The 14,077-nt window shown below is 30.4% G+C and carries 14 protein-coding genes; 2 read left to right on the forward strand and 12 right to left on the reverse strand.

Going from position 1 to position 14,077, the window contains the following annotated elements:
* Positions 1-17: 17 nt before the first annotated feature.
* From FYJ27_RS09845 to FYJ27_RS09865, 5 genes are all read right to left on the reverse strand, one after another.
* Complete coding sequence (locus tag FYJ27_RS09845) at positions 18-149, reverse strand: Na+/H+ antiporter NhaC family protein (protein WP_326831075.1); 132 nt, start codon at positions 147-149, stop codon at positions 18-20.
* A complete protein-coding gene (locus FYJ27_RS09850; protein ID WP_154484678.1) occupies positions 146-1,090 on the reverse strand; it encodes a Na+/H+ antiporter NhaC family protein in 945 nt (314 codons plus the stop codon). The genes FYJ27_RS09845 and FYJ27_RS09850 overlap by 4 nt, the downstream gene beginning before the upstream one ends.
* A 348-nt stretch (positions 1,091-1,438) precedes the next feature.
* The gene (locus tag FYJ27_RS09855) at positions 1,439-2,845 is read right to left on the reverse strand and encodes a sigma-54 interaction domain-containing protein (RefSeq protein WP_154484679.1); all 1,407 of its coding nucleotides are present in this window, start codon (positions 2,843-2,845) and stop codon (positions 1,439-1,441) included.
* Positions 2,846-2,958: 113 nt separating this feature from the next.
* Entirely contained in the window at positions 2,959-3,912 is a 954-nt protein-coding gene (locus tag FYJ27_RS09860; RefSeq protein ID WP_154484680.1) for a 4Fe-4S binding protein, read from the reverse strand.
* A gap of 33 nt (positions 3,913-3,945) precedes the next feature.
* A complete protein-coding gene (locus FYJ27_RS09865; protein WP_154484681.1) occupies positions 3,946-5,577 on the reverse strand; it encodes an FAD-dependent oxidoreductase in 1,632 nt (543 codons plus the stop codon).
* A 181-nt stretch (positions 5,578-5,758) separates the two neighbouring features.
* Here FYJ27_RS09865 and FYJ27_RS09870 point away from each other — a divergent pair, with 181 nt between their 5' ends.
* Positions 5,759-6,685: a LysR family transcriptional regulator gene (locus tag FYJ27_RS09870; RefSeq protein ID WP_154484682.1), complete on the forward strand. Its 927-nt coding sequence runs from the start codon at positions 5,759-5,761 to the stop codon at positions 6,683-6,685.
* Between the two features lie 51 nt (positions 6,686-6,736).
* On the opposite strand, the gene FYJ27_RS09875 is transcribed toward FYJ27_RS09870, so the two are convergent.
* From FYJ27_RS09875 to lpdA, 4 genes are all read right to left on the reverse strand, one after another.
* On the reverse strand, positions 6,737-6,934 hold the full coding sequence (locus FYJ27_RS09875; protein ID WP_154484683.1) for a hypothetical protein: 198 nt from the start codon (positions 6,932-6,934) through the stop codon (positions 6,737-6,739).
* A 17-nt stretch (positions 6,935-6,951) separates the two neighbouring features.
* Positions 6,952-7,596: an L-fuculose-phosphate aldolase gene (locus tag FYJ27_RS09880; protein WP_154484684.1), complete on the reverse strand. Its 645-nt coding sequence runs from the start codon at positions 7,594-7,596 to the stop codon at positions 6,952-6,954.
* Between the two features lie 156 nt (positions 7,597-7,752).
* Positions 7,753-8,724: a lipoate--protein ligase gene (locus tag FYJ27_RS09885; protein WP_154484685.1), complete on the reverse strand. Its 972-nt coding sequence runs from the start codon at positions 8,722-8,724 to the stop codon at positions 7,753-7,755.
* 17 nt (positions 8,725-8,741) lie between these two features.
* Entirely contained in the window at positions 8,742-10,430 is a 1,689-nt protein-coding gene (gene lpdA, locus FYJ27_RS09890; protein ID WP_154484686.1) for a dihydrolipoyl dehydrogenase, read from the reverse strand.
* Between the two features lie 349 nt (positions 10,431-10,779).
* Here lpdA and FYJ27_RS09895 point away from each other — a divergent pair, with 349 nt between their 5' ends.
* Positions 10,780-11,235, forward strand: coding sequence for an OsmC family protein (locus FYJ27_RS09895; RefSeq protein ID WP_229775529.1), 456 nt, complete (start codon positions 10,780-10,782; stop codon positions 11,233-11,235).
* A gap of 127 nt (positions 11,236-11,362) precedes the next feature.
* Here FYJ27_RS09895 and FYJ27_RS09900 read toward each other — a convergent pair whose 3' ends face one another.
* From FYJ27_RS09900 to FYJ27_RS09910, 3 genes are all read right to left on the reverse strand, one after another.
* The gene (locus FYJ27_RS09900) at positions 11,363-11,608 is read right to left on the reverse strand and encodes a hypothetical protein (RefSeq protein ID WP_195839118.1); all 246 of its coding nucleotides are present in this window, start codon (positions 11,606-11,608) and stop codon (positions 11,363-11,365) included.
* A gap of 277 nt (positions 11,609-11,885) precedes the next feature.
* Positions 11,886-12,521 carry an HAD family hydrolase gene (locus FYJ27_RS09905; RefSeq protein WP_154484687.1) on the reverse strand — a complete coding sequence of 212 codons (636 nt, stop codon included), beginning with the start codon at positions 12,519-12,521 and terminating at the stop codon, positions 11,886-11,888.
* 195 nt (positions 12,522-12,716) lie between these two features.
* The gene (locus FYJ27_RS09910; protein ID WP_154484688.1) at positions 12,717-13,898 is read right to left on the reverse strand and encodes a trans-sulfuration enzyme family protein; all 1,182 of its coding nucleotides are present in this window, start codon (positions 13,896-13,898) and stop codon (positions 12,717-12,719) included.
* Between the last annotated feature and the right edge of the window lie 179 nt (positions 13,899-14,077).

The following is a 14,077-nucleotide window of genomic DNA, read 5'->3' on the forward strand; positions in this document are numbered from 1 at the left end:
TATATAAAAATTTAATTTTATAGTACAAAACCAAGTATTAAATATAATATACAACTTACAACTGCTGCAGTTAGTGCATAAGGCATTTGGGTTTTAACATGATCCATATGGTCTGAACCTGATGCCAATGATGAAAGAATATTTGTTATTGCTCCTCAAGTTCTTGTACTGTAGCCATCTTTTGAAAAAGCATAGTTACAAATTGGAATACTACTGCTGCAATAAACCCTTCAAGAGTTTTAGCATTTCCTGTTACTAAATAAGTTCCTAAAGTAACTCCTATTATTATTACAGCTGGTCCAAAGAAATTTATTAAAAGATTAGCTTCTACACCTTCGTTAGGTTTGATTTGTTCCAATTCCTTACCTAACATTGGTTTTGCACCATCAGCAATAACCTTTCCTGTTTCCCTTGCTCTCTTTTCTGCTTTTCTCATAGGTCCAAAATCTGGTACAATTCCCATAGCTATAAGTCCTACTAAAGCTATAGATATGATTCCATAGAAATTATAAGGAACCATTTTTACTACTGCATTTGTTGCTATAGTCTTATCTGCAAATGCTCCTAATCCTACAAGTAAACCTGCTTCATAAACTCCCCATGCTGAAAACGGTATCAATGTACATACTGGAGCAGATGTAGAACTACATATATAGGAAAGCTTTTCCCTAGATACTCTAGCTTTATCTGTAATTCCTTTCATTACAGTCCCTACATATAATGGACTAAAATAGTCACTAAAGAAAATAAATATTCCAAGTAGCCAAGATATTACTTGAGCTCCTACTGCATTAATATTCCTTTTGCTTATTTTTTTAGTAAAGGCATCAATAGCACCAGATTTTTGAAAATAAGCAACCATAATACCTACAAAAACTTCAATACAAACAACCCATATAAAATCTGCATTTCCTAATGCGTCTTGAACTAATCCAGTAAAACCAAATAAAATATTTTGTCCTGTTACACCTATTCCTACTAAAATCCCTATCAACAATGAAAACACTGCATCCCTTGTAATAAAAGCTAGAACAACTGCTACCAACGGTGGCAATAAAGATAATATACCGTAGCTTGTTGCTGGATCCATTACATAACCTCCTTTTATTTTGTTGTTTTTTCAATTCAATATTATATACTGCAAAGGTAATGCCAACTTTGAAATATCTACTTAAGATATGTATTTATCAATGACTTCCTGTGAAATCATTTTCCTAAGCCTATTGTCTAGAAAACAGAAAAAGCGACATATTTCTGTCACTACTATTTTACTTTTTATCTTCTATTTACCATTTATCTTCCTATTCCCCCTATTTTATAGGGTTTTAACTACATTATGATTTTTCAAATGAAAAATCATAATGGCTATAAGCCATTCAATAAGCTACTCCTAAAATAATAGACAGGTTTCTGTCTATATTCGACAATAACCTGTCTATTATTTTACATATTTATTTACATCTATATTATATTTATTTATCTTATAATGAAGGGTCTGTCTTGGAATACTTAAATAGTTACTAGCTTTAGAAATATTCCCATCTGTTTTCTTTAATGAATTTACTATCATCCTTTTTTCTAATTCTTCTATCGCTTCATTAAGAGGTTTTACTTCGTCTATATTATCTTTTAAATCTCTATTTTCTATATTTTCACTTAAATATATAGGCAAATGTCTAACTTCTATTAGACCTTTATCTACCATATTTATAGAAGCTTCTATTATATGTTGAAGTTCTCTTACATTACCTGGCCAATTATACTCATAAAAAAGTCTTTCAACTTCCTTTGATATGCCACTAACATTTTTATCAAGCTTCTGATTATATTGTTTTATAAATAAATTCACATAAAGGGAAATATCTTCTTTTCTTTCTCTTAATGGAACTAACTTTATACTTACTACGTTCAATCTATAAAGTAAATCTTCCCTTATATGCCCTTTATCTAAAGCTTCCATTGGCTCTTCATTCATAGCAGCCATAATCCTTACATCTACTTTCCTATCCTTTGAATCTCCAACTCTCCTTACATATCCATCTTGTAAAACCCTTAAAAGTTTTGCCTGAAGATTGATAGGCATAGAGTTTATCTCGTCTAAAAACAATGTCCCTCCATTAGCTTGCTCAAATAATCCAGCCTTGTCTATAGCACCTGTAAAAGCACCTTTTACTGAACCAAATAGTATAGATTCAAATAAACTTTCAGGTAATGCCGCACAGTTTTGTGCAATAAAAGGTTTGTTTTTTCTACAGCTATAATTGTGTATTGACTGAACAAATAACTCCTTTCCAGTTCCTGTTTCTCCATATACTAAAACTGAAGAAATACTATTAGCTACCATTTTACATTTATGTATATTCTCTTTCATTTCTTCATTTTTAGTTAAAATATCCTCAAAATTGTATTTAGCAATAATCCTATTATTTTTATTATTCTCTTTTGATGGTATTTGAATACTTTTTTTGTTTTTATCTGATAATTCTTCTATCCTAGTTATATCTTTAGATATCTCTATAGCTCCAAGGATTTTACCACTTTTAATAATAGGTAGAGTTAAATTTTGGGTATTGTAAACTCTGCCCTTGTAATCATAGAATACTTGATTGTCCTCATATTTAGGAATACCATGTTTTAAACAATTAATTATAGTACTTTCTTCTACATCTAAAGTTGGATATACTTCAAGAATATTTTTATCTATAATATCCTTAAAATCTTCTAACTTCGATTCATCATCAAATCTAGGATTATATCGTACAGAATAAACTATTTTTCCCGTATGATCTATTATCATTATTGCATCTACATATTCCATATCCAATTGTTCTAATTTTTTTGACATTTATATTCCTCCTGATAGAAACATTAATACTATTTTACCATAAAAAATTATGTAAATAAAAAAATACTACTAGGGAAATTCCCCAATAGTATTTTTTAACAATAGATTCAATATTAGCAAGTAGCTCCACCTTTAACGTGTAGTTTAGCAGCAAGTATTTCTTCTTTTCTTTCTAATATTTCATCATTATATAATTGTTTTTCAAACTCTTCAAAACCCATTCTTTCAAGAGTATCTGCTAAACGCTCACCAGTATCCCCTTGTTCTCTATATATTAACATAGTTTTCTCAATTACATCCATTATTTCTTCCTTACTTCTCAACATCTTACTTATTGGTTTACCTTGATTTTTTCTTTTACCCCACATACCGCCTAGAGTAACCTTATATCCAGTTTCTCCATCTGGTATAGCATCGAAATGACATTTTCCTACACATAGACCACAGTTATTGCATAGTTCCTTATCAATTTCTAACTTTCCATCTACAACCTTTGCTGCATCCATAGGACAAACTTCTTCAACACTACATCTAGCACAGCCCATACACATTTCTGGATCATAATTAGGCTCTAATTGTCCAATTATACCTAAGTCATTAAGGTCTGGTTTAATACAGCTATTTGGACATCCACTCATACCTATTTTAAATTTGTGAGGTGTTAAAACATCATGCCAATTTAAGTAAAATTCATTGTGTATCTCTTCAGTTACATCAAAAGTATCTACTAAACCATATTGACAAGTAGTACCTTTACATGAAACTACTGGTCTTATCTTGGAACCAGTTCCTCCAGTTAAAAGTCCTTCTTTAGCTATATATTCTCTAAAGTCTTCAATTTTATCAAATGGAACTCCTGGACATTCTATTGTCAATCTTGATGTAAATGTTATAGTGCCATCGCCATATTTTTCTGCTGCTTCAGCTATACATTGTAATTGCTTTGCACTTATTTTTCCATTAACAGTTATAATTCTAGCTGAAAACTCATCAGTTCCCTTATTAGCTAAAAAACCTAATGCCTTTACTCTCTTTTGCTCTTCTGGACTAATAGTCAAACTTGCCATTATAAATCCCCCTTTATTTTAATAGTTTTAAAACTATTTAATATTATTTAATATACTTCCACCTTCAAGGACTACTGTATTTTCATATCCATAATGCTTTAATCTGTTTTGTAGTAAATAGGCCCTCTTTCCTTTATCACAACAAATCAACATCTTATCATCTTTATCAAAGCCTTTTATCTCACCATTTACCTTAGGTAAATCTACATAAGTGGCATTAGACAACTTTGGGGTTATACTTGCATCTATTAATTTATAATCATCAAAGTCTCCGTTGGCAAACTCTCTTGGTGTAGCCGTTACAAAATCACCAGATATTTTATTTAACAATACATTTACAGTATGTGCAAAAGGATGGATTGCTGTTGAGAAAGGTGGTGCATAAGCCAAATCTAAATCTTTTATATCTTCTAAGCTACCATCTAAAGATATAGCTGTCACTGCAATATCTACAATTTTATCTACTGCTGAACGATCTAAACCTAAAACTTGAAGTCCTAAAAGTTTCTTTGTATTTTTATCTGCTGTCATCTTTATTATAAAAGCTGATGAACCAGGAAAATAGTGTGCCTTATCATCTACTACTGTTACTACACTAATAGCATCATATCCCATACTTTTAGCCTCATCTTCTGTAAGTCCAGTCCTACCAATGTTTAAACCTGGTAATTGTGCTACTGCTGTTCCTAAAGCCCCACTATACTTCTTCTCTTTTCCATTTATATTCATAGCCGCAATCCTGCCAGAAATATTAGCTGTAGAACCCATAGGTGACCAAGCTGGTTTCTTCGTAATTCTATTGGATACTGTTGCACAATCTCCAACTGCATATATATCTGGTATATTGGTTTCTAAATATTCATTAACTTTTACTGTTCCATTTGGCATCAAATCTATGCCAGTACCATCTAAAAATTTAGTATTTGCTCTTATACCAATAGATAGAACAACTAAATCTGTATTCATCTTATTTCTATCAGTTTTCACTTGTTTAACTCGACCATTTTCACCAATAATAGATTCTAGTTTAGTACCTGTAAATACCATTATCCTATTTTCAAATAGATGATTTAATATATAGTCTGTCATTTCTTTATCAAATCCTGGTGGGATAGTTTCTGCCATATCTATTACAGTAGTGATTATTCCCTGAGCTGCTAAATTTTCTGCAACTTCTAACCCTATAAATCCTCCGCCTACTACTGTAGCCCTTCTAGGTTTCAATTCTTCTATTTCTTCTCTTAAAGTTATAGCATCTTCTGGGGTCCTCATAAAAAAGATTCCATCTAGCTCCATACCTTCTAATGGTGGTTTAATTGGACTTGCCCCTGTAGCTATAACCAATTTATCGTATGTATATTCTTTATTTTCATTAGTGTTTAAATCTGTAACTTCAATAGTCTTATCTTCTGGATTAATCTTAGTAACCTTAGTTTCTGTAAACACTTCCACTCCAGTCAATTCTGAAAAGCTTTCTGGAGTATTAACTATTAACTCTTCCTTATCTTTAATCACTTGTCCTACGTAATAAGGTAATCCGCAACCTGCATAAGAAATATCTTTACTATCTGTAAATAACTTTACATCATAACCTCTATTCTCTCTTTTAAGTTTTGCAGCAACTTTTGTTCCTGCTGCTACTCCTCCGATTATGAGAATCTTCATTCGACCACCTCTTATATTTTTTAAGGAAAATAATTAATATTACAAAAACTCTGTTAATTATTCTACTAATTTGAGTATAACACTTGTTAATTTTTTAGTAAAATGGTATTATCTTATCATATCAATAGGTAAAACCTATCATAAAAGTTGAACGTTTCCCATATTGAAAGGGGGAGATTTTTTGACCATTCGACACCTGAGAATATTTGTTGCAGTAGCTACTGTAGGTAAAATGTGTGATGCTGCTGACCAACTTTTCTTATCCCAACCAACTGTTAGCCAAGCAATAAAAGAGTTAGAAGAACATTATGAAGTTCTGCTATTTGAGCGATTAGGAAAAAAACTCTACATAACAGATGCAGGTGAAAAACTATTAAAATATGCTAAAAATATCCTTACTGAATTTGATAATATTGAAAAAAGAATGTTGGAAATGTCTTCAAAAAAGAGTCTCAGCATAGGAGCTACCATTACAATAGGAAATTGCATATTGCCATACGCTATAAATGATATTAAAGAAGTATATCCAGATATTCATATATCATCTTGTATCAGCAATACTAAAGTAATCGAAGAAAAACTTCTAACATCTGAACTAGATATAGCCATGATTGAAGGCAATATAAGTGACCCTAATCTAATAAGCATACCTTTTTTAAAAGATTCTTTAGTACTTGCATGTAATTCAAAACATAAACTAGCTAAGAAAGAGGAGCTTACAATTGAAGATCTTAAAAACACCAACTTTGTCTTTAGAGAAAAAGGGAGTGGCACTAGGGAGCTATTTGAAGACTATATACAAAAAAGTAAAATCCCTATCAATGTAGTATTACAAAGTAATTGTCCTGGTTCCATAAAAAATGCTATACTAATAAACAATTTTGCATCGGTTATATCCATTAGACTAATTGAAGAAGAAATATTAAATGGAGACATCACCATATTCAGATGTTCCAAAAATCTATTAGATAGAACCTTTAAAATTGTCTATCATAAGGATAAATTTATAGATTCAGTAATGAATGATTTTATAAATATATTGAAAAACTACGAAGATAGTCATAGACTTGACAATCTACCATCAAAAAAATTGTTAGTTTTTAAATAATAAAAAGGATGATTGGCATTTTAGCTTCTCATCCTTTTTATTATTTAATATTTATTTTTTATTTTTATCTGATATAGTGCCTAAAGCTAAACCGATGGATAATCCAATGCATATTCCTATACTAATATTATCCATTAAAATACCAAAGGTTGTTCCAAAAGCCAATCCTAGAGCTATCCCTATTGACAATTTATCATCTTCCTTCTCTTCTTTCTCTCCCTTTTCGTTTATATATTTTTCATCTTTCATAAAAACCCTCCATTTTTTTATTTTACTTGACCATAAGTTTTGAATTTATCTAACATTAAAGTCATCTCTTCTTCTGAAAGAATCACTGGCTCTCCTATACATTTTGTTCTATAATATAGCTCTGCACAGTATTCAATTTCTTCCGTTATATTAAAAGCATTTGCCAAATCCTTTGCTCCAGCTAATAATCCATGGTTTGCTAATAGTACAGCATTTCTATCTTTCATAGCTTCAAAGGCATTTTCAGCTAATTCTTTAGTTCCATAGGTAGCATATTTAGCACATCTTACATTTAAACCTGCCAATGCCACCATATAGTGAACTGGAGGTAATTCCCAGTTTAAACATGCAATTGTAGTAGCATACATGGTATGGGTATGTATAATAGCATCTATATCCCTTCTATTTTCATAAAATATGCGATGCATTTCATATTCAGATGAAGGTGATTTATCTCCATCTACTTTATTGCCTTCCAAATCTAATATAACAACATCTTCTGGTTTTATTTTAAAATAATCTATTCCTGAAGGACTAATAGCCATAAGTTGTTTTTCCCTGTTGAAGATACTTAGGTTCCCTCCTGTTCCTTTTGTAAGATTGGCATCAATAAGCTTTTTCCCATATTCTACTATCTGTTCTCTTTCATTTTTCATTAACATTGACAAACACCGCCTGTTTAAAATATTTTAAATAAATTCTATAATTTTATATTATCATTTCAACATTTTCCTGTCGATAGAAATGTCTAAGTTGGCTGCCTACACTAATACATAAAAAACTCCTATAGTTAAAAGTTTTAACCATAGGAGTTTTTTCTATATATTTTTAATTGCTTCAATTAAATCTCTTCTTATTTCTTCCGACTCTACATTTTCCTCAATAACTTTGATACCTTCTTCTTTCTTAAAATCTCTCCCAATAAAGGCCTGTGAAAGGGCTTGGAAATCTTCATTTATTATACTATCTGAAGATATTTTGGATTCTTTTATTTTTCCAGAACTTATATAAAATTCAAACTCTATTATCCCCCATCTGAATTTTCTATCGAAGTAGACATTAGATTTAGGACTTTCTCCATAGATCCATTCCCAAGAGTTATAACGTTGTATCTTCTTCATAAGGTCTGGATTTTCTTCCATAGTTTCTTTGGTAAAGTATTCAATTTCAGATACTTCATGATCTTTTTCATATGCCTTAATCAATGCAGCTTTGATCTTCTCTACACTAATATCAGAATTTATCTCTTTTAAATTTATAACCCTAGACTTAACAGATTCTATCCCTTTAGACTTTAACTTTAACTTAGAAGCAGTTAAATAGGAAGATAATTTATCCATATCCACATCTATTAAAAGGGTTCCATGATGGCAGAAAATCTTCTCATCTTCATAGAATGCATTTCCAGATATTTTCTTGTTATCTACATGGAGATCATTTCTTCCATTGAAAACAGATTCTATATTTTCATAGCTAAGGGCTTTATTAACCAATTGGAAATTCTCTTCTATATTTTTCTCATGTTTCTTTGATATAATAGTAAAATTTAAATTTCCCATATCATGAAAGACAGCCCCTCCACCGCTTCTACGCCTAACTAGCTTTATACCGTCTTCCTTCATCTTATTTATATTGCATTCCCTATAGGGATTCTGGTTTCTACCTATAACTATGGTATTATCATTCTGCCATAGATATAGGATATCTTCACCAGTTTCAATTAAATATTCTTCAAGCCCTAGATTATATGCTGGATCAAAGGTTTCTGATATTATAATCCTACTTTTCATTTAAACCTTCCCTTCTATTACTTGTGAAGTGATTCATTATCTAAGTCTAGTATAGCTTCAAATACAGTTTCAGAAACAGTTGGATGTGCATAAATAACATTTTTAGCTTCATCAATAGTGTTCTTGTTTGTAACAAGATTTCCAAAAACACTTAATAAATCAGTAGCTGCTGAGCCTACTAAACCAGCCCCTATGATTTCTCTAGTTTCTTTATCTGCAATAACCTTAACAAAGCCATTAGTTTCATTTTCTACTAAAGCTTTGCCATTAGCCATATAAGGGAATTTTCCTACTATATATTCTATTCCTTCTTTTTTACACATTTTTTCATTCATACCTACAAGTCCAATTTCTGGCTCTGTGAAAACTGCCTCTGGAATTGCAGAATAATCCATTTCAATTTCTGCATCATTTATATTATCAGCAGCTATTATACCTTGTTTTGAAGCTACATGGGCTAAATTATATAGGTTTGTTGCATCCCCTATTGCATAAATATTTTCAGCAGTTGTACGCATTTTCTTATCTACTTTTATTCCTTTAGTTTTTTCACAAATTTCCACACCTAGCTTGTCTAAATCTAGGCCTTCTAAATTTGGTTTTCTTCCTGTAGCAATAGCAACTTTCTCTGCCGCTACAACTTTTTCTTCTCCACCTTGATCAAATATAACTGCTTTTCCTCCATCTACTGTACTTTTAATAGCTTTCACGCTAGTACCTTCCAATAAAGTTATACCATTTTCTATAGCACTATCTCTAACAACTTCTATTATATCTTCATCTATATTTGGGAATATAGTATTTGATCTTTGGATTACAGTTACTTTAGAGCCTAATTTTCTATATATAAAAGCGAACTCCATAGCAATAACCCTTCCACCTAAGATTATTAATGACTCTGGAATTTCTTTTAATTCTAATAATTCATCAGAAGTTAAAATATCATCTTCAAAAGCCCCTTCAAAGTTTGGTATTGAAACTACACTACCTGGTGCTAATATTAAGTTTTCAAACTCTACTATAACTTTTTTACCATCCATATCAACAACTAAAGATTTTTCATCATATCCTCTACCTCTACCGTTTAAAACCTTTATATTATGTTTCTTCATACTTGCTTCAATACCAGATACTAAAGTATTTACAACTCCATCTTTTCTATCTATTATCTTCTCCATTGATATATGTCCTGTAGCATTTTCTATTCCAAAAATATCAGCAGAATTTATTAAATCATTTACCCTTGTACTTTGTACCATAGATTTAGTTGGAATACATCCTCTATTTAAACAGGTTCCTCCCAATTTATCTTCTTCTATTATTATTACAGATTTTCCATTTTGGCTAGCTCTAATAGCAGCTACATATCCACCTGGTCCACCACCTAAAACTACAACTTCTGCTGAATACTTGTTTTCAACTTCAATATTTTCCACTTTTTCTTCTTTCTCAGCTTTTTTATCTTCTTCTGAACATTCTATAACTATTACTAAATCTTCTTTTTTTACTTCGTCCCCTTCTTCAACTTCAATGGAAACAACTTTTCCACACAGATCACATTCTAAATCTTTTGTGCCTTTTGCACCTTCTAAAGTCAATAGTATATCCCCTTCTGATACTTCATCTCCTGGTGATATATTTATTTTCCCTACCTTGGCACTAGGTTGAAATCCTGGCAATGATGTTACCCTTATTTCTTTTTTCATAATTAGCCCCCCTAAAATAAAAACAACTTGTATTAATATATATACTTTTACCTTATTATGACATGTCCTATATTTAGCTATTTCACCCTTATATCCTAAGTTTATATTTTATGATTTCATAATATAATAATACAATTTTTTTGTCAATTTTTTAACTTTAATCTGAATTTAAAATATTTTCCGAACTCTTCTCCCACATTTTAATACGTTATTAGACTACTTTTAACTAAATTTAGTGATTTTTATAATAGTCGCTAATAATATTGAAGCTTGTCTTTTTATATGTTAATATATAGTTGATAAATATGGTGATATATTATCAATACATTATATGAGGGGGAATTTAAAAATGGCTGATGTTATGGCAGATGCTAAGTTTAATGCTGTAGTCGAAGCAAAAGAAGGGCTTACTGTAAGTTGTAAATCAAGAGACTTTGAAATCACGCTTGATGAACCTAAGGATCTTGGTGGAAATGATCTAGGTATGAATCCAGTTGAATGTTTATTAAATGCAATTGGTGCTTGCAAAACAATAGTTGCAAGAAGCTTTGCTGAAGCCCACAATCTTGATATAAAGAATATAAGAATAGAAGTTGAAGGAACACTTAATCCTAATGGGTTCTTAGGATTAGATAAAGATGCAAAAATTGGATTTTCAAGTTTAGAAACAAACTATTTCTTTGAATCTGATGAAGACGAAGAAAAGCTAGAAGAATTTATTAAATTTGTTGATGGCAATTGTCCAGTAATGGATACAATAGTTAACACACCATCAAGTATAGTATCAAAACTAAATAGACTTTAATTAAAGGATGAAAAAAGCAAGTTGAAAAATTTCAACTTGCTTTTTTTATTGATTATGCCATTTCTTATATTTTCACTAGTATAAAATAATATTAAGAAATATAAACTTACTGGAAATTCATATTTAGTTAATTATAAGATGGTGTATTTGGCATACTTCTCAAGGTTGAACTAAAATCTTTATAGAATAATATTCCTGTAACTGTTGCTGCTATTATATCTGATATTGGCTCTGCTAAAAATACTGCAAAAACTTTATTTGATAAAATATTAGGCAATATTAGCACAAGGGGTATAAGTAAAAATACCTTCCTAAGTAATGCTATAGCTTTATCGTTTGTAAATATTTTTGAAAATAATTGTGGTGCTATCATAATAAATAGCCAAAACACTGTACTATAAGTTACTGTTGAAATACATAAGTATTTAAATGTATCCTTGTGCCCCTTGGGTCAATCCTGATAGGGGATAGTCCTTTTTCAATTTTAAATTGGTTCTATCTCCCCTTAAAAGAAGTCATAAAACATGGACATGGCAATAACCGATGAAAAATTAAAAACAGGAATAAATATTTATATGGACAATGATGAAAATAAATGATTAATACTATAGATCATTATTCTAAATAAAAAGTATTTTCTATCTATTAGACTATTTTATATCATCTAAGTTTAACTCATTAAAATCCTCTATTATAATATCAGCTTTAGATAGATCTTGATTTCCTGAATTAGGGTTTTTAAAACCAATGCATTTCATACCTGCAGATTTTGCCGCAATAACACCGGCAGAAGAATCTTCTACAACCAAGCATTCTTGAGGCTTAACATCCAATTTTTCTGCAGCCTTTAAAAATATTTCAGGATTTGGCTTACCTTTTACAACTTCTTCTCCTGATATAGAATACTCTATATACTTTTTCAAATTGAATTTATCCATCACTAAATTAATAGACTTTCTATTATTAGATGAAGCTAGGGCCAATAAATATTTTTCATTATAAAGCTTTAACATAAATTCATAAAAATTATCTACAAGTTTAACTTCATGGATATTTTGAATAAATCGATCCTTTTTTATTTCTATCAATTCTTCCACCGAAGGCTCTAAGTTAAACCTATCTTTAAAAGTACTCCACATATAATAATCAGTAGTACCAGTAAAATCATCATGTTCCTTTTTACTGATTTTTCCCCCAAATTCCTCCAATAGCTCCAGCTCTAATTTTGTGTGCAATGGTTCACTATCTATTATTACCCCATCCATATCAAAGATTACAGCTTTCAATTTATCACTCCTTTAAGATTCATATTATTTGATTACCTTTATTTCAACATTTTGCTTTGCCTTTTCATATAGTACCTATCTTATATATTTTGGTGCAAGGCTATATTCAACTTCCCTTATATCTTAAGACTTTTAATAAGTTTTGATAATATTCTTCATATGAAGGGGACAGTTTTGTTTCAAGACTTTCATTCCCTACATATTTAATGCTTGTTCTAAATCTTCTATTATATCTTCACTATCTTCTAGACCAACAGATATTCTTACCATACTTTCTGTTAGGCCAAATTCTTTTAATTTTTCATTTGGATATCCTCTATGAGTCATAGCTGCTGGCACTTCTATCAATGTTTCACAATCTCCAAGACTAACAGCTAATTGAGCAAGTTTAACTGATTCTACAAATTTTATAGCATCTTTTAATCCACCATCTATTTCAAAACTTATCATGGCTCCAAACCCATTCATCTGTTCTTTTGCTATATTATATCCTTTGAAGTTTTCAAGACCAGGGTACATTACAGTTTTTATTTTTGGATGGTTTTTTAAAAATTTTGCTACTTCTGTTGCATTCTTTTCATGTTGTCTCATTCTTAGTCCCAAAGTTTTCAGTCCCCTTAAAAGTAACCAAGCATTGAAGGGACTCATCACGCCACCAAATTCACACATATAGTCAAATTTCAATCTTTGGATATAGTCATTATCTTTAGATATAACAACTCCTCCAACTACATCTCCATGACCACATATATATTTTGTGGCACTATGTACTACTACATCAGCTCCTAATTCCAATGGATTTTGAAAATAGGGAGTTGCAAAAGTATTGTCTACTACCACCTTAATGTCCTTTTCTTTAGCTATTTTCACTACTTTTTTAATATCTATAATGGACAAGTTTGGGTTTGATGGTGTTTCAAAATATATTAATTTTGTGTTTTTGTCTATAGCTTCTTTTAAATTTTCTAAATTAGTAAGGTCTCTTATTTTATGTTCCACACCGTATTGAGGTAAAAGTTTTGTTATCACACTATAGCTTGAACCATATAATGTTCTATGAACTATTACATTGTCATTGGGTTTTAGGAAGGAAAATAAAACTGAACTAATAGCAGCCATACCTGATGCAAAAGCTACAGCTCCTTCTCCATGTTCTAATTCTGCCATCCTATTTTCAAATAATCTTAAAGTTGGGTTGTTGCCTCTAGTATAGACATAATCATCAGATTGAAAGCTCATTACCTTCTCTACATGGTCAATATCATCGAATACAAAAGTGGAAGTTTGAAATATTGGTGGGTTTAAAGCATTGCTTGGGTTTTTTCCTGTACCTCCTGCATGTATTGCTCTAGTATCAAAACCATGATTTTTATTCATAATAATCCCTCCAATTTTTATGTATCTTTTTTTATATCTACAATTATACCATTTATCAGTACTAAAAATTTATGATTAAAAAGTGTTCTTTTACTTATAAAAAAATAATTACATTATTAACTTATCTATTTTTATGGTATCTATTTTTATGATTTTATAATATAATTAATTTGATTTAG

The sequence above is a fragment of the Anaerosalibacter bizertensis genome, from assembly GCF_009696605.1.
GTDB lineage: Bacteria > Bacillota > Clostridia > Tissierellales > Sporanaerobacteraceae > Anaerosalibacter > Anaerosalibacter bizertensis.